The 21,586-nt window shown below is 64.7% G+C and carries 20 protein-coding genes and 1 other RNA gene; 16 read left to right on the top strand and 5 right to left on the bottom strand.

Going from position 1 to position 21,586, the window contains the following annotated elements; translation table 11 throughout:
• Positions 1-237: 237 nt before the first annotated feature.
• The 4 genes from ACTHNZ_RS11090 to trxA form a co-directional block, all read right to left on the bottom strand.
• A complete protein-coding gene (locus tag ACTHNZ_RS11090) occupies positions 238-501 on the bottom strand; it encodes a type B 50S ribosomal protein L31 (protein ID WP_440542534.1) in 264 nt (87 codons plus the stop codon).
• A 219-nt stretch (positions 502-720) separates the two neighbouring features.
• On the bottom strand, positions 721-1,557 hold the full coding sequence (locus ACTHNZ_RS11085) for a M90 family metallopeptidase (RefSeq protein WP_440542533.1): 837 nt from the start codon (positions 1,555-1,557) through the stop codon (positions 721-723).
• 91 nt (positions 1,558-1,648) lie between these two features.
• A complete protein-coding gene (gene rho, locus ACTHNZ_RS11080) occupies positions 1,649-2,911 on the bottom strand; it encodes a transcription termination factor Rho (RefSeq protein ID WP_440542532.1) in 1,263 nt (420 codons plus the stop codon).
• A gap of 188 nt (positions 2,912-3,099) precedes the next feature.
• Positions 3,100-3,426: a thioredoxin TrxA gene (gene trxA, locus ACTHNZ_RS11075; RefSeq protein ID WP_102647006.1), complete on the bottom strand. Its 327-nt coding sequence runs from the start codon at positions 3,424-3,426 to the stop codon at positions 3,100-3,102.
• Between the two features lie 445 nt (positions 3,427-3,871).
• Here trxA and ffs point away from each other — a divergent pair.
• From ffs to ACTHNZ_RS11050, 5 genes are all read left to right on the top strand, one after another.
• Positions 3,872-3,970, top strand: an RNA gene (ffs, locus tag ACTHNZ_RS11070) — signal recognition particle sRNA small type.
• A 290-nt stretch (positions 3,971-4,260) separates the two neighbouring features.
• Positions 4,261-6,774, top strand: coding sequence for a DNA polymerase III subunit gamma/tau (locus ACTHNZ_RS11065; RefSeq protein ID WP_440542531.1), 2,514 nt, complete (start codon positions 4,261-4,263; stop codon positions 6,772-6,774).
• 123 nt (positions 6,775-6,897) lie between these two features.
• Positions 6,898-7,224, top strand: coding sequence for a YbaB/EbfC family nucleoid-associated protein (locus ACTHNZ_RS11060; protein ID WP_440542530.1), 327 nt, complete (start codon positions 6,898-6,900; stop codon positions 7,222-7,224).
• Between the two features lie 51 nt (positions 7,225-7,275).
• Complete coding sequence (recR, locus tag ACTHNZ_RS11055) at positions 7,276-7,872, top strand: recombination mediator RecR (protein WP_440542529.1); 597 nt, start codon at positions 7,276-7,278, stop codon at positions 7,870-7,872.
• A gap of 28 nt (positions 7,873-7,900) precedes the next feature.
• On the top strand, positions 7,901-9,106 hold the full coding sequence (locus ACTHNZ_RS11050) for a CaiB/BaiF CoA transferase family protein (RefSeq protein WP_440542528.1): 1,206 nt from the start codon (positions 7,901-7,903) through the stop codon (positions 9,104-9,106).
• A gap of 114 nt (positions 9,107-9,220) precedes the next feature.
• Here ACTHNZ_RS11050 and ACTHNZ_RS11045 read toward each other — a convergent pair whose 3' ends face one another.
• Complete coding sequence (locus ACTHNZ_RS11045) at positions 9,221-10,195, bottom strand: NADPH:quinone oxidoreductase family protein (protein WP_440542527.1); 975 nt, start codon at positions 10,193-10,195, stop codon at positions 9,221-9,223.
• A gap of 278 nt (positions 10,196-10,473) precedes the next feature.
• Between ACTHNZ_RS11045 and surE the strand changes: the two genes are divergently transcribed.
• From surE to ACTHNZ_RS10990, 11 genes are all read left to right on the top strand, one after another.
• Positions 10,474-11,232 (top strand): 5'/3'-nucleotidase SurE, encoded by a 759-nt coding sequence (gene surE, locus ACTHNZ_RS11040; protein ID WP_440542526.1) that lies wholly within the window; start codon positions 10,474-10,476, stop codon positions 11,230-11,232.
• A complete protein-coding gene (locus ACTHNZ_RS11035) occupies positions 11,229-12,050 on the top strand; it encodes a protein-L-isoaspartate(D-aspartate) O-methyltransferase (protein ID WP_440542525.1) in 822 nt (273 codons plus the stop codon). The genes surE and ACTHNZ_RS11035 overlap by 4 nt, the downstream gene beginning before the upstream one ends.
• 5 nt (positions 12,051-12,055) lie before the next feature.
• Positions 12,056-13,024 carry a peptidoglycan DD-metalloendopeptidase family protein gene (locus ACTHNZ_RS11030; protein WP_440542524.1) on the top strand — a complete coding sequence of 323 codons (969 nt, stop codon included), beginning with the start codon at positions 12,056-12,058 and terminating at the stop codon, positions 13,022-13,024.
• A gap of 11 nt (positions 13,025-13,035) precedes the next feature.
• On the top strand, positions 13,036-14,133 hold the full coding sequence (rpoS, locus tag ACTHNZ_RS11025) for an RNA polymerase sigma factor RpoS (RefSeq protein WP_440542523.1): 1,098 nt from the start codon (positions 13,036-13,038) through the stop codon (positions 14,131-14,133).
• A gap of 29 nt (positions 14,134-14,162) precedes the next feature.
• Complete coding sequence (locus tag ACTHNZ_RS11020) at positions 14,163-14,966, top strand: 3'-5' exonuclease (RefSeq protein WP_440542522.1); 804 nt, start codon at positions 14,163-14,165, stop codon at positions 14,964-14,966.
• Positions 14,967-15,316: 350 nt separating this feature from the next.
• Positions 15,317-16,576, top strand: coding sequence for an amino acid ABC transporter substrate-binding protein (locus tag ACTHNZ_RS11015; protein ID WP_440542521.1), 1,260 nt, complete (start codon positions 15,317-15,319; stop codon positions 16,574-16,576).
• 80 nt (positions 16,577-16,656) lie between these two features.
• Positions 16,657-17,538 carry a branched-chain amino acid ABC transporter permease gene (locus ACTHNZ_RS11010; RefSeq protein ID WP_440542520.1) on the top strand — a complete coding sequence of 294 codons (882 nt, stop codon included), beginning with the start codon at positions 16,657-16,659 and terminating at the stop codon, positions 17,536-17,538.
• Positions 17,531-18,481 (top strand): branched-chain amino acid ABC transporter permease, encoded by a 951-nt coding sequence (locus tag ACTHNZ_RS11005; RefSeq protein WP_440542519.1) that lies wholly within the window; start codon positions 17,531-17,533, stop codon positions 18,479-18,481. Before ACTHNZ_RS11010 ends, ACTHNZ_RS11005 begins: the two co-directional genes overlap by 8 nt.
• A complete protein-coding gene (locus ACTHNZ_RS11000) occupies positions 18,471-19,178 on the top strand; it encodes an ABC transporter ATP-binding protein (protein ID WP_440542518.1) in 708 nt (235 codons plus the stop codon). Before ACTHNZ_RS11005 ends, ACTHNZ_RS11000 begins: the two co-directional genes overlap by 11 nt.
• Positions 19,178-19,882 carry an ABC transporter ATP-binding protein gene (locus ACTHNZ_RS10995; protein ID WP_440542517.1) on the top strand — a complete coding sequence of 235 codons (705 nt, stop codon included), beginning with the start codon at positions 19,178-19,180 and terminating at the stop codon, positions 19,880-19,882. The genes ACTHNZ_RS11000 and ACTHNZ_RS10995 overlap by 1 nt, the downstream gene beginning before the upstream one ends.
• A gap of 124 nt (positions 19,883-20,006) precedes the next feature.
• Positions 20,007-21,554, top strand: coding sequence for a methyl-accepting chemotaxis protein (locus ACTHNZ_RS10990; RefSeq protein WP_440542516.1), 1,548 nt, complete (start codon positions 20,007-20,009; stop codon positions 21,552-21,554).
• Positions 21,555-21,586 lie beyond the last annotated feature (32 nt).

The raw sequence follows: 21,586 nt of genomic DNA, 5'->3' as shown, positions 1-21,586 counted from the left end.
CAGGCTGCGGGTCTCGATCTGTGGTTGTCATGCTTGTCAGCGAGGGCGCCTTGGCGCGCGGGATGCGGCATTGTAGTCGCGCCGGGGCCGGCCTGCCACGAGATGTAGCGAATGTCGTAGCTTGCGCCCCAATGAAAATGGGCAGCGCCGGGCTGCCCATTTCGTAAAAAAGGGCAGCCTGCCGCTGCCCTTCTGTTCGGACCGGCGTGAGGGCCGGGCGCATGGTTTGGCGCGTGATTACTTCGCTGCCTTGCCGGCGGCGCGTGCACCGAACTTCTTGTTGAACTTCTCGACGCGGCCTGCCGTATCCATGATCTTTTGCTGGCCCGTGTAGAACGGGTGCGATTCGGACGAAACTTCGATCTTGGCGAGCGGGTAGCTCTTGCCGTTGTACTCGACCGTTTCGCGCGTTTGAATCGTCGAGCGCGTCAGGAACATGAAGCCGTTCGACAGATCGTGGAAAACGACTTCGCGGTAATCGGGGTGAATGCCTTCTTTCATGGTATTTCCTTTGGTCTGGCGGTAGCCAACCCACGCTGCATGGCCTCGCGCCCCCACCGGAGCAACCGGAGCGAACGTGCGGCATGCCGAAGGCGCGAGCCACTTGCCTAAGGTCGAAAAACGGCGATTATGCCAGAAAATCAGGCGGTTGACGAATAATTCGCACACGAGGTAGGCATGTTCCGGCCGCTCGGGCGGAATTTCGCGTCAGCGCGCGGTTCACTGGCGCGGGCCAGCGAGAACACCCTTGCGTGCGGGGTCTTGCCGGTAGTAGCGGGCGAGCAGACGGTACAACTCGGGATACTCCGCTTCGAATGCCTGCGGCTGCACGAACAGGGCCTCGCTGCAAACGGCGAAGAACTCGGACGGATGATCCGCGGCGTAAGGGTCGATCAGCGATTCGCGCTCGAAGCGCCCCCAGCGGCGGCGCGGCACCGCATCCACGCGCGCGCAAAAGCGGTCGTAGGCTGAATCGAAGACGCCGGCCCAGGCTTGCGCATCGAGCGGCGCATGCCAGCGCCGAAAGAGCGGGGGATGGCCGTCCGTTTCGCCCGTCAGCATGTCGATCTTGTGCGCGAACTCATGAATGACGACGTTGTAGGCGTCTGGCCCATCGGTCAGCTGCGCGTCTTCCCACGACAAGATGACAGGGCCGCCTTCCCAGGCTTCGCCGCTGGCGTCGTGCTCGACTTCGTGGACGACGCCGTCTTCGTCCTCCACCGTCTTGCGGATCACGAACTCGCCCGGGTAGATGGTGATCCCGACCCATCCTCGATACAAATCGAGGCTCAGGTTCAGCACGGGCAGACACGCCTGGACGGCGATGCCGACGATCATGCTATCGGTCAATGCGAGTTCGTGCGCCGTCGAGAATTGCTTCCGAGCGATGAAGAGGCTCGTCATCTCGCGCAGCCTCACGAGATCGGCTGCATCGAGGTAGCCGAGGAACGGCAGGCCCTCGAGCGTGGCTTGCCACAGCGCATCGTCGATCGCATGTTCGCGCAGCGCGCGTTCGCGGCGGCGCGAGCCGAACCAGTGCGTGAGCTTGGCGAGCATGGGGGCAGGGACCGTTGCGTGTGCCGCCGTTGCCGTCTATCGCACATGCGGCACATGCGGCAGGTGCGGAGGACGACGGCGGCGCGATGCCTTAGCCGCCTCGGCGCATCAAGTCGAAGAATTCGGAGTTGCTCTTCGTTTGGCGGATCTTGTCGAGCAAGAACTCCATCGCTTCTACTTCATCCATGTCGTGGATGAATTTACGCAGCACCCAGATCTTTTGCAGAATCTCGGGCTTGATCAGCAGTTCTTCGCGGCGCGTGCCCGACTTGTTCAAGTTGATCGAGGGGTAGACGCGCTTTTCCGCGAGGCGCCGCTCGAGGTGCACTTCCATATTGCCCGTGCCCTTGAACTCTTCGTAGATCACGTCGTCCATGCGGCTGCCCGTTTCGATGAGCGCCGTGCCGATGATCGTCAGCGAGCCGCCTTCCTCGATGTTGCGCGCGGCGCCGAAGAAGCGCTTCGGGCGTTGCAGCGCGTTGGCATCGACACCACCCGTGAGCACCTTGCCCGAAGCCGGGATGACGGTGTTGTAGGCGCGTGCGAGACGCGTGATCGAATCGAGCAGAATGACGACGTCCTGCTTCATTTCGACGAGCCGCTTCGCTTTTTCGATGACCATCTCGGCCACTTGGACGTGACGCGTGGCGGGCTCGTCGAACGTGGAGGCGATCACTTCGCCGGCCACCGAGCGCTGCATTTCGGTCACTTCCTCGGGACGCTCGTCGATGAGCAGCACGAACAGCACGACGTCGGGATGGTTCTGCTTGATCGCGTGCGCGATGTGCTGGAGCATGACCGTCTTGCCCGACTTCGGCGAAGCGACGAGCAGGCCGCGCTGGCCCTTGCCGATCGGAGCGATCATGTCGATGATGCGGCCCGTGACGTTTTCCTCGCCGCGCATTTCGCGCTCGAGCAGCAAAGGCTTGTTCGGATGCAGCGGCGTGAGGTTCTCGAACATGATCTTATGTTTCGAGGCCTCGGGCGGCTGTCCGTTGACCTTGTCGACCTTCACGAGCGCGAAGTAGCGTTCGCCGTCCTTCGGCGTGCGCACTTCGCCTTCGATCGTGTCGCCCGTATGCAGGTTGAAGCGCCGGATCTGCGAGGGGCTGATGTAGATGTCGTCCGTGCTCGCCAGATACGACATTTCGGGCGAACGCAGGAAGCCGAAGCCGTCTGGCAGCACTTCGAGCGTGCCGTCGCCAAAAATGGTCTCGCCGGTTTTGGCGCGGCGTTTCAGGATGGCGAACATCAACTCTTGCTTGCGCAAACGGTTCGCGCTCTCGATCTCGAGGCCATTCGCCATCTCGATCAATTGAGACACGTGCTGAGACTTAAGCTCGGATAAATGCATACGGAAATCCCGCCGGGGAAGGTGCGACGAAAAGAAATATGGGAGGAGAGGTTTGAGCGGAACCGCTCAGAGACTTATACGTCTTGAAGTCTTATGATTCTAGCATAGCACAGGCCGCGTGCGGCCTGATCGGCCGACGTGCCGCGCGCCGAGCCTGTTGTCAGGTCGCAACAGGCTCGGCCGTATCGTTACAGGTGGCTATCGAGGAATGCCGTGAGTTGCGACTTCGACAACGCACCGACCTTCTGCGCCGCGACCGCGCCATTCTTGAACAGGATCAGCGTCGGGATGCCGCGCACGCCGAACTTGGCCGGCGTCGACTGGTGCTCGTCCACGTTGATCTTCGCGATCTGGAGGCGGTCGCCGTAATCCTTCGCGACTTCGTCGAGAATCGGGGCAATCATTTTGCACGGGCCGCACCACTCGGCCCAGAAATCGAGCAGCACGGGCTTGTCGGATTTCACGACGTCCTGTTCGAAAGATGCGTCGCTGATGTGCTTGATTTGTTCGCTCATGTAAAAGTACCTCTTCGGGTTCGGGGCCCGCGTCTGAAATTGCTCGCCACGATACACCAAAACGGGGAATCGTTCCGAGCGCACGCCCGCACATGCGGGGAGTGCACACGGTGCAGGCTTCGCGGTAGGAGTCGGCAACGCACGCGGACAGCCGATACGCAACGCCGAGTGCGACACCGATGTGCGGCATTCGCGCGGCTGCGGGTCGTCTGGTTGTCATATTAGCCCAAATTGCTATGCGTCGTGCGAAGCGATAGCCAGGGGCGTTCGCCGAGCGCACGGCGTGCGCTCGGGGCAAACATGTGCCTCTTCCGTGCAGGGCTCGCGTGAAAGGTCGTGGGCTCAGGCCGGAGCCGACGCGATTCGCGGCGGTGCCGTGGACTGGCAAAACCACCGGACGAAAGAATCCGCCCGCGTTGCGCCAAGCGATGATAGAATTCGCCGTGACGGGCCTCCTCGCATGGAGGGGCGGTCAACCTGGTCAGGTCGGGAACGAAGCAGCCACAGCCGTTTTCCACCAGTGCCGAGGGTCGGGCTCGTCACCTTCCGCTTGTCTTGTTTTCCGCCAGTCGTTCCTTCGTTCTTCCTCTCCCTGCTTTCGTATCCGCGTTTGCGTCACATTTGTGTCGTGCTTCTGTCGCGTATGCGACGCTCCCGTGCGGCAATGCCGACACCGCATTTCCCCGTCTCCCGTATTTTTCCTGCGTCGCCTTCGCCATGCCGGCCCGCGCCGCGAGGCGCACGGTTCGCTCGTCTTCGCACGCTGCGTCGACGCGCTTTGCGGCGCGCTTCGTGGATGCATTGGCGCCGCGGCGTTGCTGATACAATTTCGCGATGACCTACCAAGTTCTCGCACGCAAGTGGCGACCGAGGGATTTCGCTTCGCTCGTCGGACAAGAACACGTCGTGCGCGCGCTCACGCACGCGCTCGACGGCGCGCGTCTGCACCACGCCTATCTGTTCACCGGAACGCGCGGCGTCGGCAAGACCACGCTCTCTCGTATTTTCGCCAAGGCGCTCAATTGCGAGACGGGGATCACGGCCACGCCGTGCGGCGTGTGCCGCGCCTGCCGTGAGATCGACGAAGGGCGCTTCGTCGATTACGTCGAGATGGATGCGGCGAGCAACCGCGGCGTCGACGAAATGGCTGCGCTGCTCGAGCGTGCCGTCTATGCGCCCGTCGATGCGCGCTTCAAGGTCTACATGATCGACGAAGTGCACATGCTGACGAACCACGCCTTCAACGCCATGCTGAAGACGCTGGAGGAGCCGCCGCCTCACGTCAAGTTCATCCTCGCGACCACCGATCCGCAAAAGATTCCCGTCACCGTGCTCTCGCGCTGCCTGCAGTTCAATCTGAAGCAGATGCCGGCCGGGCACATCGTCAGCCATCTCGAAAGGATTCTCGCAGCCGAAGAGATCGTTTTCGAGCCGCAAGCCCTGCGTCTGCTCGCGCGTGCCGCGGAGGGCAGCATGCGCGATGCGCTCTCTCTGACGGACCAGGCGATCGCCTATTCGGCCAATCAGGTGACCGAGGAAGCCGTGCGCGGCATGCTCGGGGCACTCGATCAGAGCTATTTGGTGCGCCTGCTCGATGCGATCGTTGCGCTCGACGGGCAACTCGTCTTGTCGATCGCGGACGAAATGGCGTCGCGCAGCTTGTCGTTCTCGACAGCGCTGCAAGACTTGGCGAGCCTGCTGCATCGCGTGGCCTGGGCTCAGTTCGCGCCGGCTTCCGTGCTCGACGAGTGGCCCGAGGCGAGCGACTTGCGCCGGTTCGGCGAAGCGCTGACGCCTGAGCAAGTCCAGTTGTTCTACCAGATCGCCACGCTCGGCCGCGCCGAGCTCGGCCTCGCGCCCGACGAATATGCGGGCTTCACGATGACGCTGCTGCGCATGCTCGCGTTCGAGCCGGCATTGCCGCCAGGGTCTGGGCCGGCCGGCCCAGCACCGAAGCGCGCCGGTTCGGCCGCCGGCACGCCGAGCGGCGCAGCCGGCCCGCGCGGCGCCGCCGTGACCGCGCAGGCGAACCGGAGCGCCGTTCCGAGCGCAGCGGCTTTGCCACCGAGTCCCCAATCGGTACCGGCCGGCGTCTCGGCGCGGCCGGCTGCCTCGGAATCGTCCGTTGTATCGGCACCGCCGTCACCGAGCGACGCTGGCGGCGCATCGGCCTCACGCAAGCATCTCGCGGAAGCCGTTGCGACGCCGGACGAAGCAGCGGTGCGTTCAGTCGCCGCTTCGTCGGCGAGCGATGCCGATTCGAGCGGCGAGGGCGCGACGACGCCCGCAGGCGGCGACGCGGCGAACGGATCGCAAGCCACCGCCGAAGCCGCTCCCGCACCCGCACCCGAGCCGCTGCGTGCGCAAGAGGCCGACGCGCCCGTTGTCGAGATTTCCGCCGCATCCGATTTCGCGCCGAGCGCACCGCAAGCCGAGGCCTCGTCGACGCATGCGTTGCCGCCCGCCGAGCCGGACGAGCAACCGCGCTCCGAGCCGCCGCCCGCCGCGCGTCCACGCACGGGCGGAGCGAGTGCGGCCCTCGACGTATTGCGCAACGCCGGCTTGCGCGTGTCGACCGATCGCAATCGGCCCCCGGCCACCCCGGCCGCGGCGCCCGTCAAGCCCGCCGCGCCGCGTGCGCCCGTTGTCGTACCGGCGCCGCGTCCGCGCGCGCACGAATCTTCGCCGTCGAGGCTCGAGCGCCCGTCTCCCCCTGAACGCGCCTTAGCGCCGGCGCCGTGGGACGATATGCCGCCGCTCGACGATTACCCGCCGCCTTCGTCCGAGGACGACTACTTTGCCGGACCGCCCGACGACGGGTTCGTTCCGGTATTCGGCGCCGGGCCCGACGACGTGCGGCTCGATGGGCGTGCCGACGCACCGGCCGTGCCGTCCACCCCGGCTGTCGATCTGAGTCGGCTGCCGCCGCCCATCGCGCTCGACGTCGTCGGCTTCTCGGGCGATTGGCCCGCGCTTGCCGGCAGTCTCGGGCTCACGGGCATCGCTCATCAGTTGGCGTTCAATAGCGAGCTGACCGAAATCGATGGCCAAGCACTTGCATTGAGCGTCCCGGTGCCTCAGTACGCGGACGCGGCACAAGTGGCGAAATTGAAAGTCGCGCTGGCGGAAAAGCTCGGCAAGAGCATCGACGTGCGGGTGACCGTCGGCCCCGCGCGCCGCACGGCCGCCGTGCTTGACGCGGCCGCCCGCGCCGAGCGTCAGCGCGAGGCGGAGCGCGAGATCGGCGCCGATCCGTTCGTGCAGTCGCTGATACGCGAGTTCGGCGCGAGCATCGTGCCGGGCTCCGTCAAGCCCGTATCGCCCGAACCCGGAGCCGGTGCGCACTGAGCCACGACCCATCTCGCGGCCGCGTGCCGCGACGAACGAAAACGCTTCCCGACAACCCATCTCGCGGCATGGCGTCGACTCGACAGCCGCAAGCAACGTCAAAACGATCCAAGGAGCATATCCATGATGAAAGGCCAACTCGCCGGGCTCATGAAGCAGGCCCAGCAGATGCAGGAAAACATGAAGAAGATGCAAGAGCAGCTTGCACTGATCGAGGTCGAGGGCCAATCGGGCGCCGGGCTCGTGAAGGTGACGATGACCTGCAAGAACGACGTGCGCCGCGTGTCGATCGATCCGAGCCTGCTTGCCGACGACAAGGACATGCTCGAGGATCTCGTCGCCGCTGCCTTCAACGATGCCGTGCGCAAAGCCGAAGCCACGACCCAGGAAAAGATGAGCGGCATGACGTCGGGGCTGCCGCTGCCGCCGGGATTCAAGCTGCCGTTCTGACGATGTGCCGCACGCCATTTTCGATCCGCGGCGCGAAGAAGTGATCGCGACATGAAACAGCCTTCCGCACTCGTTGCGCTCGTCGAGGCGCTGCGCGCGCTGCCGGGCGTTGGGCCCAAATCGGCGCAGCGCATGGCCTACCACCTGATGCAGCACGATCGGGAGGCGGCCGAAAAGCTCGGTCGCTCGCTGCTGTTCGCGACCGAGCATCTGCGCCATTGCGAGAAGTGCAATACGTTCACCGAGGCGCGCGTGTGCGACGTGTGCAGCGACGAGTCGCGCGACCCGACGCTGCTGTGCGTCGTGGAAACGCCGGCGGATCAGATCATGCTCGAACAGACGATGACCTACAAAGGGCTCTATTTCGTCCTGATGGGGCGCTTGAGCCCGCTCGACGGCATCGGCCCGAAGGAAATCCACTTCGACCGGCTCGTCAAGCGCGCGTCCGACGGCGTCGTCAAGGAAGTCGTGCTCGCGACGAATTTCACGAACGAAGGCGAGGCAACGGCCCATTACCTCGCGCAGACGCTCAAGGCGCGCGATCTGTCGGTGACGCGCCTCGCTCGCGGCGTGCCTGTCGGCGGTGAGCTGGAGTACGTCGACGCGGGCACGATCGCACGCGCGATGCTCGACCGGCGCTCGCTTTGAGGAACGGTCATTCCGAAGGAGGCTGCACATGAGCGCATCGGCCGGCCCGCTCGCGGGCGTCAAGGTGCTCGAACTCGGCACGCTGATCGCGGGGCCGTTCGCCTCGCGCTTGCTCGGCGAGTTCGGGGCCGAGGTCGTCAAGATCGAAGACCCGAACGGGGGCGATCCGCTGCGCAAGTGGCGGATGCTGTATCCCGAAGCCGGCGGCACCTCGCTGTGGTGGGCCGTGCAGGCGCGCAACAAGAAATCGGTGACGCTGAACCTGAAGGCGCCCGAAGGCAAGCAGATCCTTCGGCAGCTCGCGCGCGAAGCCGACATCGTCGTCGAGAACTTCCGCCCGGGATTGCTCGAGAAGCTCGGCCTCGGGTATGACGTGCTCAGCGCGGACAATCCCGGACTCGTCATGGTCCGCCTTTCGGGGTATGGGCAGACCGGGCCATATCGCGACCGGCCCGGGTTCGGGTCGATCGCGGAAGCCATGGGCGGCCTGCGCCATATCACCGGTTACCCCGATTTGCCGCCGCCGCGGATCGGCATCTCGATCGGCGATTCGATCGCGGCCTTGCATGCGGTGATCGGCGCGCTGATGGCGCTCCATCATCGGCAGGCGAACGGCGGCAAAGGGCAGGTCGTGGACGTTGCCCTCTACGAGGCCGTCTTCAACATGATGGAGAGCATCGTGCCCGAGTACGGCGTCTACGGCGCGGTGCGCGAGCGCACGGGGCCTTCGCTGCCGGGCATCGTGCCGTCGAACACCTACGCTTGCAAGGACGGCAGCATCGTCATCGGCGGCAATAGCGACCCCATCTTCAAGCGGCTGATGATCGCGATCGAGCGCAGCGATCTCGCCGACGACCCGGCGCTCGCGCATAACGACGGCCGCGTGCCGCGCACGCGCGAGATCGACGATGCGATCGCGGCTTGGCTTGCCGACCGCTCCATCGACGAAGCGCTCGGCGTCCTCAACGCCGCTGACGTCCCCGTCGGCCGCATCTACAGCGCGGCCGACATGTTCACCGATCCGCAGTTCGCGGCGCGCAAGATGATCGAGCACTTCAAGTGGCAAGACGGGCTCGACATCGCGCTGCCCAATGTGACGCCGAAGTTCTCGGACACGCCAGGCGGTACGCGCTGGCTCGGGCCGGCGCTCGGCGAACATACGGACGAAGTGCTGGCCGCGCTCGGCTATGACGAGGCGGCGATCGCGCTTTTGCGCGAACGCAAGGTGGTCTGAGCCCGGTGCGCGCGGAGCGCACGCGGCCGAATCAGGCCGCTTCCCGGGCAGCGAACCGAACGGCGAACCACCGAGCAGCTCGTTCGGCGATGGCGCCGCGTCGCTCGCGCCTGCTCAGGGGGTAATGACGATCTTGCCCGTCACACGCCGCTGAGCCATGTCCGTCAGCGCGCGCGGGGTGTCTTCGAGCCGATACCGCGCGCTGATGAGCGGCCGCAGCTTCCCTTCTCGGAGCCAGCCCAGCAGTTCGGCGAACGCCTGCGCGTTGCGCTGCGGCTCCCGCTTGGCGAAGTCTCCCCAAAACACCCCGACGATGCTCGCCCCCTTCAGCAACGCGAGATTCAACGCAAGCTTCGGGATCTCCCCGCCCGCGAAGCCGACCACGAGATATCTCCCGCGCCAGCCGATACTCCGGAAAGCGGGTTCCGCGTAGGCGCCGCCCACCGGATCGTAGACGACGTCGGGGCCATGACCGTCGGTGAGTGCGGCGATTCGCTCGCGCAACTCCCCGCTGTCGTAGCGAATCGTGGCATCGGCGCCGTGCGCCCGCGCAACCGCGAGTTTTTCGTCGCTCGAGGCGGCTGCGATGACACGCGCCCCGATCGCCTTGCCGATCTCGACGGCCGCAAGCCCGACGCCGCCGGCCGCGCCCAGCACGAGCATCGTCTCGCCTGGGCGCAGCGCGCCGCGGTCGATCACGGCGTGGTGCGACGTCCCGTAGGCCAGCGTGAACGCGGCCGCCGTCGCGAAGTCCGCGTCATCGGGCAATGGCATGCAGGCATCGGCCGGCGCCAGCGCTTGTTCGGCAAAACCGCCGACGCGTGTGAAGGCCGCTACGCGCATGCCCACGCGGACGTTCGAAACGCCTTCGCCGATCGCGCGCACGATGCCGGCCACCTCGGAACCCGGTGTGAAGGGCAGCGGCGGCTTGAACTGGTATTTGTTCTCGATGACGAGTACGTCGGGGAAGTTGACGCTTGCCGCTTTCACGTCGATGACGACTTCACCGCTGCCGGGCTCGAGGTCCGGCAACGTATCGACGACCAGCGTTTCCGGCGGTCCGTACTGATGGCATCGAATGGCGCGCATGGACATTCCTCGATCGAGTGGCAGGCGGCCGCCTGCCGGTTGACCTATGGGCCGCACGGCGTGAACGGCGGGGTTTGGGAGCGACGCTGTGAGGCGAACGTGCATGCGTCTCGCGCCGCCGCAAATGAGACATCGACGCAGTGTAGATCAACTCGAACGACCGTGCCTTTCCGGTGAGGCGAGGGGCGCGAGCGAGCGCGAGGCGCTCGAGAACGATTCGATGCGCCGGCGGTCGCGTGAGCGCTCAGGCGGCGCCGCTCCTCGGTTACAATCGCCGGATGCGAATCCTACTGAGCAACGACGACGGTTACCTTGCGCCCGGTATCGCGGCGCTTTATCACGCGCTGCAGCCGCTCGGCGAAGTGACGGTGATGGCACCTGAGCAGAACTGCAGCGGGGCGTCGAATTCGCTGACGCTGTCTCGTCCGCTGTCGGTATGGCGATCGGCGGACGGCTTCTACTACGTCAACGGCACCCCGACCGACTCCGTCCACATCGCGCTGACGGGCATGCTGGACGACAAGCCCGACCTGGTCGTCTCGGGGATCAACAACGGCCAGAACGTCGGCGAGGACACGCTCTATTCGGGCACGGTCGCGGCCGCCACCGAGGGCGTCATGTTCGGTGTGCCGTCGATTGCATTCTCGCTCGTCGAAAAGGACTGGGCGCATTTGGACGATGCGGCCCGGGTTGCGGCCGACATCGTGCGTCACTTTCTGTCTCATCCGTTGCCCGCGCATCCGCTGCTGAACGTCAACATCCCGAACCGGCCTTACGAGGAACTCGGCGAATGGGAGGTCACCCGCCTCGGCAAGCGGCATCCGTCGCAGCCCGTCATCCGCCAGCACAACCCGCGCGGCGAGCCGATCTACTGGATCGGGCCGTCGGGCGATGCGCGCGATGCCAGCGAGGGCACGGATTTTCATGCGATTGCGAACGGCCGCGTATCGATCACGCCGCTCCAGCTCGATCTCACCCATACCCAAATGATGGCGGCCACACGCGAGTGGGTCCATACGGGGCGTAGCGGTTCATGACGAGCGAACGCGCCAAGCGCTTCCCGCTCGGGCTCGCCGATCTCGAGCGCAAGCCGCGTGCGGCGGCCGAAGCGCGTGCGCGCCCCGACGAGCGCGCGCGCCGCATTGACACGTCCGCGTCGCATGCCGCCGACAAAATGGGCGCGCCCAACGTGCCGCTCGCGAGCGCCTTCGCGCTCACGTCGGAACGGGTGCGCGAGCGGATGGTCGAAAGGCTGCGAGGCAACGGCATCGTCGACACGCGTGTGCTCGATGCGATGGCCGCGGTCCCGCGCCACATGTTCGTCGACCCGGGCCTCGCGACGCAGGCTTACGAAGATGCGGCGCTGCCGATCGGGCATCACCAGACGATTTCGAAGCCGTCGGTCGTCGCGCGTATGCTCGAGCTCGCTTGCGCCGGCCGGACGCTCGAGCGTGTGCTCGAGATCGGCACGGGGTGCGGGTATCAAGCGGCCGTGCTGAGCCGAATCGCTAAAGATGTTTATTCGATCGAGCGGGTCAAGCCGCTTTACGAGCGCGCAAAGCTCAACCTACGGCCGCTGCGCGTGCCGAACATCCGCTTGCACTATGGCGACGGACGCGTGGGGCTGCCTGCTTGCGCGCCGTTCGATGCGATCGTGATCGCGGCGGCCGGGCTCGACGTGCCCCAGGCGCTGCTCGAGCAATTGGCCGTCGGCGGCCGGCTCATTGCACCGGTCGGCTCACAAAATGAGCAGGCCCAGGTGCTCACGCTCGTCGAGCGCGTCGCGCCTAGTCAATGGCGGCAGTCTCGCCTTGATCGCGTTTTCTTTGTCCCTTTAAAATCCGGAGTGATTTGACACCGATGTTTACGTTGCGCGCGATGCAAAGACACAACGAACAGGCTCGGCTGACCGCCGTTCAGCGCGTAGTCTGTCTGCTTGCCCTCACAACGCTCGCCGGGTGCGCCACACGGCTCGATCAAGCGCCGGTCGTGGATCGATCGACCGCGCTTTCGACGAGCGCCGCGCCCGCGGTGGCGCAAGGGGCATCGCAGCCGGCCGTTCCGCTCGGGCCGCCGCCTCCGGGTTACTACCGGGTCAAGCCGGGCGATACGCTGTACCGTATCGCGCTCGAAAACGGTCAGAACTATCGCGACATCGCGGCGTGGAACAACCTCGCGAACCCGAATCAGATCGAAGTCGATCAACTGCTGCGCGTCGCTCCCCCCGGAGCGAACACGGCGGTGATGACGCCCGGTGTGGCGACTGCTCCCGTGACGGCCGGGCCGGCCGTTCAAAGTGCGCCGCTCGGCGCTTCGACGGCGCAAGGCGCCTCGGGTGCAGCGAGCGCGCACGGCGCCGCGCCGCCGATTTACGGCAGCGGGCCCGGTGCGACGGCTACCACGATCCCGCCGCAGCCGGCCACCGACGCGCAGGCCAGCTCGACGCTAGCGGAAGGCAGCGTCTCGTTCGCGTGGCCCGTGAGCGGGCCCATCCTCAGCCGGTTCGACGACAACAGCAACAAAGGGCTGAACATCGGTGGGACGGCGGGCGAGCCGGTGAAGGCCGCCGCGTCAGGCCGCGTCGTCTACGCAGGAAATGGGCTGCGCGGATACGGCAATCTCATTATCATCAAGCACAACGCGACGTATCTCACCGCCTATGCACACAACCGCTCTTTGATGGTAAAAGAGGGGGACGCGGTGACGAAGGGGCAGAAGATCGCTGAGATGGGCGATAGTGATTCACCCAACAATCGCGTGATGCTGCACTTTGAGATCCGCCGGCAGGGCAAACCTGTCGATCCGATGAAATACTTGCCGCCGCAATAAGCGATACGACCATGCCGACATCGAAGCGCCGCAAGCAGCAAGCCGAAACGGACACGCTCAGCCGCGTGACGCCCGACCTGGTGCATGACGCGGGCGCTTCGACGAACGAGCCCGAGGAAGACCCGGCCGAGTCCGACGCCGAAATCGAGCAGGAAGGCGCGGCGGATCAGGCTGAGGAAGGCGGGGAGGAGCGCGAAGGGGCGGCGGAGGCCGGCCCCGATCCCGACGATTTTCGGGCGCTGCTGCAAGCCGAACTCACGGCCGACACGATCCAGCACTACCTGAACCGCATCAGCATCAAGCCGCTGCTGACGGTCGAGGAAGAGCAGCGCTATTCGCGGCTGGCCAAGGCGGGCGAGTTCGAGGCACGGCAGGTGATGATCGAGCGCAATCTGCGGCTCGTCGTCAGCATCGCGAAGGGGTATCTGAATCGCGGCGTGCCGCTGCTCGATCTCATCGAGGAAGGCAACCTCGGCCTCATGCATGCGATCGAGAAATTCGATCCCACGCGCGGTTTTCGCTTTTCGACTTACGCGACCTGGTGGATACGCCAGAGCATCGAGCGCGCGATCATGAACCAGGCGCGCACGGTTCGGCTGCCCGTGCACGTGATCCGCGAACTCAATCAGGTGCTGCGCGCCAAACGGCATCTGGAAAAGAATTCGATGAATTCCGGCGAGGCCGTCGAACGGCGCGACGCGAGCATCGACGACATCGCGTACCTGACGGGCAAAACGACCGACGAGGTCACCGACATCCTCGCGCTCAATGAGCATACTGCGTCGCTCGATGCGCCGCTGGACCTCGATCCCGCAAGCAGCCTGCTCGATCTGCTCTCCGACGATCAGAGCCAGTCGCCTGACGCGGAGGTGCAGCACCGCGAGTTGGAAACGCTTACACGCGCGTGGCTGTCTCGGTTGTCGGACAAGCACCGTCATGTCATCGAACGGCGTTTCGGCCTCAATCACATCGAGCCCGCGACGCTCGAGGAATTGGCCGACGAAATGGGTCTCACGCGCGAGCGCGTGCGGCAAATCCAGCAAGAAGCGCTCGTGCGCCTGAAGCGCTTTTTCGCGTCGAACGGCGTGCGCAAGGACGCAGTCCTGTAGGCGCGCGCAAGGGCGCACCGTCAATATCCATGATTCCGATTCTCGTATTCGACATCGAGACGATTCCCGATGTCGCCGGCATTCGTCGCCTCGACGATCTGCCCGATTCGATGAGCGATGCCGAAGTGGCCGACCACGCCTTCGCCGCCCGCCGCGAAAAGACCGGCAGCGATTTCCTGCCGCACCATCTGCAGCGCATCGCGGCAATCTCGTGCGTGTTTCGCGACCGCACGGGGCTGCGCGTGCGATCGCTCGGCACCGCCCTGGACGGCGAAGCGGCGCTGATCCAGTCGTTCTACCGCGTCATCGAAAAATACACGCCGCAACTCGTGTCGTGGAACGGCGGGGGCTTCGATTTGCCGGTGCTGCATTACCGCGCGCTCGTGCATGGCATCGCTGCCTCGCGTTATTGGGACTTGGGCGAGGACGACCGCGATTTCAAATGGAACAACTACATCAGCCGGTACCACTCGCGCCATACCGACTTGATGGACGTCCTCGCGATGTATCAGGCGCGTGCGAACGCGCCGCTCGATGCGCTCGCCAAGCTGTGTGGCTTTCCGGGCAAGCTCGGCATGGATGGCGGTCAGGTGTGGACCGCCTTCCGCGAGGGGCGCATCGACGAGATCCGTAACTACTGCGAGACCGACGTCGTCAACACGTACTTGCTCTACTGCCGCTTCCAACTCATGCGCGGGGCGTTCTCGCCCGACGAGTATGCCGATGAAATCGCGTTCGTGAAGCGCTCGCTCGAGCAGGAGACCGCGCCGCACTGGGCCGAGTACCTCGCTGCCTTTACCGAGCCGGCGATTGCAGCGGCCAATCCTCGCTGAAGACCTGTCACATTTCTCAGCCGCCGCGTTCTGCGAAATTGCGGGTTTTCGCACAGCGCGCAACGAACGGCCCGCCGAGGCCCTGGCGTATCAAGGCGCCCGGCCGCACGCGCGGGTTGGCATACTAGTTGCATAACTTGTCTCCAAACATCCAACGAACCTCAAGGAGACGCCAAATGAACCCATCCTGCACAGACGATTGACGGGCCCGAGCGCTGACGCTTGGCTTTAACGCCGCATTTCTTTTCTTTCGAATTCAGCAACACCGAACCGAGCGCGTCGGCTTGCACCGTCACGCGCAGCGGATCGGCGTATTTCGTCGTTTCACCACGATCCAGAGGAGACACTCAATGGACGCCCGTCGTACCCGTAAAACCCTTACCGTTCTGAAAGCCGCCGCTGCCGCCATGGCTTGCGCTGTTGCCAGCTTCGGCGCGCACGCCGCGTCCGCTCCGTCCGAAATCAAGATCGGCACGCTTTACGCGACCTCCGGCTCGTTTGCGGTGGCATCGCAAGGCCAATACGAGGGCCTGAAATTCTGGGCCGAAGACGTCAACAAGACCGGCGGCGTGTTCGTCAAAGCATTCGGCAAGAAGATCCCGGTGAAGCTCGTCGCGTATGACGATCAGAGCTCGACGTCGACCGCCACGACGCTCTATAACCAGCTCATTACGCAAGACAAGGTCGACGTGCTCGTGGCGGATTTCGGCTCGGTGCTGACGTCCGTGGCCGTGCCGCTCGCAGCCGAGCACCACATGCTGCTGATCGACCCCACCGGCTCGGGCGCGAACTTCTTCACGCAAAAAACCGACTACCTCGCCGACGTCAGCATTCCGTCGTCGACGGTATGGCCGATCCCGCTCGCGAACTTCCTGCTCAAGCAGAACATCAAGCGCGTGGCGATCATCTACGGCGCGAACGATTTCGACGCATCGCAGGCCGAGACGATGAAGGCCGAGCTCGAGAAGAGCGGCGTGAAGCCCGTGTTCTATCACAGCGTGCCGACGAACGAGTCGAACTACAACGTGCTGTTGCACACGGCCAAGGCCGCCGATCCGCAAGCGCTGCTCGAGTTCGGCTATCCGCCGAACGACATCGCGTTCTTGCGTGCGCTCTCGCAAAGCGGGCTGCACTTCGACATGACCTTCACGATCTTCCCGGGCCAGTTGTTGCAACTGCTCACGAAGAACGTCGGCACCGATGCGCTCGCCTACACGTACACGTATCCGACGCCGCCGCTGGTTCGCTATGAGAAGGTCACCTACGGCATGAACACGGCGCAATTCGAGAAGGCGTTCCAAGCTGCGGAAAGCAAGGCACCCACGTTCCTCGACTCGGCCGGCTACAACACGGGCATCGTGATGCAAAAGATGCTCGGCGATGCACCGAAATTCGAGCAGACCGACTTCCATCAAGCGCTGATGGATATGTCGGGCAAGACCACGACGCTGCTCGGCGCGTTCCAGATCAACGCGAACGGCGCCCAGCTCGGCCAGCCGTTCCCGGTCGCGCAGATGGTGCCGGACGGCAAGAACGGGCTGAAGTTCGTCGTCGTGTATCCCGACGATCATGCGACGGGCAAGCCGGTGTTCCCCGCACCGAAGCATTGAGCGTCCGTAACATTTTTTGAACAGGACCCGGCCGGCGCGCCATCCGGCGCCGGCCGCGGCATCCCTTGCGAAGGACGAACGTGGAACTTCTCGCTTATGCCGTCGTCGGCGGCATCCTGTACGGCATCTTCTTCACGCTGGTCGGCCTGGGGCTCAACCTCGTGTTCGGCGTCATGCGCATCATCAACCTCGCGCACGGGCAATTCATCGTGCTCGGCGGCTACCTTGCGTGGCTCGTCACGGATCGTTTCGGGCTCAATCCGCTCTGGGCGATACCGCTTGCGGTCGTGGGCGCGACCGTGAGCGGCTGGCCGCTCTATCGCGCCGTGGTGCCGCGGCTGCAACGCAGCGAAGACCCCGAAATGCTGTCGTTCATTCTCTTTTTCGGCATCGGCCAGATGCTCGAAGCCCTGACCGTACTCGCGTTCGGCGCCGACCAGCGCTCGCTGCCGGAGGACGCGCTCGGCGGCGGCAATCTCGGCGTGCTCGGCCAGCAGTTCCCGGATAGCTGGTGGTGGGCTGCGGGCATCAGCCTGGCCGCGTTATTGGGCCTCTGGCTGTACTTCTCGCGCACGCGCCTGGGCTACGCCACACGCGCCGTGATGGCGAACCGCGAAGAAGCCGTGGCGACCGGCATCGACGTGCGCCGGGTCTCGACGATCGCGTTCGTCGCAGGTCTCGCGCTAGCGGGCATCGCCGGCGTGTTCGTGCCGTATCTGCTCGGCTCGGTGTCGCCCGATCTTGGCGGCAGCCTCACCACGACCGCGTTCGCGATCGTGATCATCGGCTCGCTCGGCAATCCGCTTGGCACGATCGCCGGCGGCCTCGTGTTCGGGCTCGGAACGATGCTGATGCAAACCTATTACTCGTCGTGGTCGAACGTAGTGCCCTATGCGCTGCTTTTGATCATCGTGCTCATTCGTCCCTCGGGCTTGCTCGGAAAGGCGGTGCGTCTTGCTTAAATCCATTACGACCGAATCGCGGCCGGCAACGTTCCGCCGCACCGGCGCCATCTTGCTCGCGGTGTTGGCCGCGGTGTTTATCGTCGCGCCGCACGTATACGCCAATCAGTCGTTGCTGTTCACGATCATGACGTTCATCGTGCTTGCGCAGGGGCTCAACCTGCTGTACGGCTTTACTGGTTATCTGCCGTTCGGCTACGTCGGCTTTTTCGGTAGCGGGGCCTACGCCACGTCGCTGCTCGTCATGCACACCCACCTGCCGGTGCTGGCGTGCGTCGCGGGCGGCGGGCTCGCAGCGGCGCTGATGGGGCTCATCCTCGGGCCGCTTCTGAGGCTGTCCGGCGCGTATTTCTCGATTGCGAACCTCGCGGCATCGCAGATCATCTTCTTCGTCGTGTCGAACCCGAACCTCGCCGACATCACGGGCGGTCCGTACGGGCTCAAGATCGAACAAGTGTACGACCCGCGAGCGAGCTACTACTGCATGCTGGCCGTGCTGCTCGCTGCATGCGCGCTCGCCGCGTACTTCCGCAAGTCGGGCTTCGGCATGGCGTTGCGCGCGGTCAAGCAAGACCCCGTCAGCGCGGCCATGGCCGGCATCGACGTCGTGCGCATGCGGCTCGTCGCGTGGCTCGTCTCCGCGCTCGTCGCCGGTCTTGCAGGCGGCGTGTATGCGTGGGGGATCTCCGTGTTCTATCCGGATGCGGTCTTCACGCTCGAGTTCTCCGTGTTCGCGATCGTGTTCGCGCTGTTCGGCGGCGTGGGCACCGTCATCGGGCCGGTTGTCGGCGCCTCGCTGCTCTATACGTTGTATGCCGCCATCGGCATTTCGACGCCGCAGTACTTCCAGTTCATCTACGGCGGCCTCATCGTCCTGCTCGTGCTGTTCTTGCCGGGCGGCCTCCTGTCTTTGCTGCAACGCCGGGGTATCCATGTCTTCTGAACTGCTGCAACTGGCCGGGGTCAACAAGCGCTTCGGCGCGCAAATCGTGCTCAACGACGTGACCTTCAGTGTCGCGCCAGGCGAGATCGTCGGCCTCGTCGGTCCGAACGGCTCGGGCAAAACCACGACGATCAATGTCATCTCGGGCCTGTTGCAGGCCGACGACGGCGTGATCGATTTTATGGGCCACAAGATCAACCGCTTGCCGATGCATCGCCGTGCGCATCTGGGCATCAACCGTACGTTTCAAGTGCCGAAGGTTTTTCGCGAGATGACCGTGCGCGAGAACGTCGAGGTGGCCGCCCGCAACGCACACCTTGACCAGAGCGCGATCGACGCCATTCTGGGCGAGATCGGCCTGGCCGGCGTGGCCACGCGTATCGCGGGTTCGCTGACAGTGAACCAGCAAAAGCTGCTCGATCTCGGGCGCGCGCTGGCGACTCGGCCGAAGCTTTTGCTCGTCGACGAGATCGGCGCCGGGCTCAACCCGGCCGAACTCAACGTGATGGCCGAGCTGCTCGAGAAGTTGTCGGCGCGCGGCATCGCAATGATCGTGGTCGAGCATCTGCTCGAATTCCTCAACCGAATTACCGAGCGCGTGATCGTGCTCGGCGCCGGACGCATGTTGTTCGAGGGGCCGCTCGCGACCGCTTCGCGCGACCCCGAAGTGATCGCGGCATTCATTGGAGCGGCATGATGACGGCATCCCTTGTTATCGAAGGCGTTCAAGCAGGCTACGGCGCGATGCAGGTGCTCTGGGGCGTCGACCTGCGGGTCGATCGCGGGCAGACCGTGCTCTTGCTCGGCGCGAACAGCGCCGGCAAAACCACGCTTCTGCGCACGCTGATCGGACTGCTGCCATGCACCGGCGGGCGTATCACGCTCGACGACGAGCGCATCGACACGATGCGGCCGGACCAGCGGATCCAGCGCGGCATCGCGTTCATGTCGGAACTCGGCGTGTTTCCCACGCTGTCGATCGACGAGAACATCGCGCTGGGCGGCTACTTCATGCCGAAGGCGAAGATTCGTCAGCGCAAGGAAGTGCTGTTCGAACTCTTTCCCGCGCTCGCGGAAAAGCGGCGCGCGCCGGCCGCAAGTTTGTCCGGCGGGCAGCGCAAGATGCTCGGCATTGCCAAGGTGCTGATCTCGGAGCCGCGCTTGCTGCTGATGGATGAGCCTTCTTCGGGGCTTGCACCGGTGTTCGTCAAGAACGTGATCGATGCGCTGCGCACGGCGATCGGCGACGGGACGTCGCTTCTGATCGCCGAGCAAAACATCGCGTTCCTCGATTTGGCCGACCGCGGGTACCTGCTCGACCACGGCAAGGTGCGCGTGTCGGGCACACGCCAGGAACTCGAAGCAAGCGACGCGGTGCGCGAGACTTACTTCGGGCTCTGACAGCCGTTCGACGATGAATCCCCGGGACGCCGCCCGTGCGCGTCCCCGGGGAGCGCGTGATCTCGCATCGGTGAAAGAGAGCAGCGTGACGGGCGCCAATGAATCGGGGGATGTTGCCGTGAAAATGATCCATTCAATCAAATTCAAGATCGCGTTAGCGTTCGGTCTGTGCGTATTGCTGATGATTGCCGTTGGCATGCTGGGGCTGTCCGGGCTCAGGCAACTCGATCGGAAGATTCACGCTTCGTACTCGCAAGATACCGCGCCGATCGTCGAGCTTGCCGACGCACGCGCCGCCCAAGGCGACATGCGGCTGCAAATGAGCCGCATCGAGATACTGGCCGATCCGAGCGCCACGCCGGCCATACTCGCGAAAATCAGCGCTTCCCGCGCGATGCTGAAACGCGCGTTGACCCGCTACGCGCAGGTGGAACTCCCCGGCAACCCGCAAGCCCAGGCGATGAGGGCCAAGGTCGAACGCATCCTGCCGAAGTTTGATGCGATCGCGGATCGAGTCCTCGCGTCGCTGCGCACCGGCGATCTCGACGGCGGGCGCACGGCTCAGGAGACGCTCGTGCCCGTGGCCGATGCGCTGTCCGAAGATTTGAGGCAACTCGGGCAATTGAGCAGCCGTGCGGCCGAGCGCGATGCGAACGATAGCCGGGCCACCTACGATCTGCTCTTCTGGATGCTGGCAGCGTTGCTGGCGGCGGGCGCAACGCTGGGCGTCGGCATATCGGTCTATCTAGGCAAGGCGATTACGCGTCCGCTTCATCGGGCCGTGAGTTTTGCGCATCGCATCGCCGAGGGCCGACTCGACAATCCGGTGGACGCGACCCGCCGGGACGAGTTCGGGCAACTGCTCGAGTCGCTTGGAAAAATGGACCGGCAATTGGCGGACACGGTCCGAGGCATCAAGGCATCGACCGAATCGGTCACGAGTGCCGCCGGAAGCATCGCGTGCGGCAACCGCGATCTCGCGTTGCGCACCGAGCAGCAGGCCGCGTCGCTCGAAGAGACGGCCGCGAGCATGACGGAGTTGACCGAGACGGTGAGGCAGAACACGGACAACGCACGCCAGGCGAACGTGCTGGCGACTGGCGCGACCCGGATGGCCGATACAGGTAACGAGTCCGTGCAAGAGATGGTGGCCACCATCGAACGGATCAGCGGCAGTTCCGCCAGAATTTCAGAGATCACGGGCGTGATCGAGGGCATCGCATTCCAGACCAACATCCTTGCGCTGAATGCAGCGGTGGAAGCGGCACGGGCGGGCGAGCAGGGTCGCGGGTTCGCCGTGGTAGCGGGCGAGGTAAGGTCGCTCGCCCAGCGCAGCGCCGCGGCGGCCAAGGAAATCAAAGAGCTGATCGCTTCCTCGGTCGCAATGATCCAAGACGGCTCGAAGCAGGCATGCGGGGTTGGCTCGACGATGCTCGAGGTCAAACAGTCGATCAAGCAGGTGTCGTATATCGTCGGCGAAATTGCGGCCGCATCCGAAGAGCAGAGCCGCGGCATGGAGCAGGTGCATCAGGCCGTCGGCCAAATGGACGAAGTCACGCAGCAGAACTCGGCGCTGGTGGGGCAAGCAGCGAGCGCCGCGCAGTCGCTCGACGAGCAGGCCGCGAAACTCAAGGAAGCCGTGTCCGTTTTCACGTTGTCGGAACCCGCGTAGGCTCCCTGACCGCGACGAACCGGAAGAAGGCA

Origin of the sequence: Trinickia sp. (assembly GCF_051953955.1) — a bacterium.
Lineage (GTDB): Bacteria > Pseudomonadota > Gammaproteobacteria > Burkholderiales > Burkholderiaceae > Trinickia.
The sequence above is the reverse complement of the archived record's forward strand: the minus strand, read 5'-3'. Positions and strand labels throughout refer to the sequence as shown.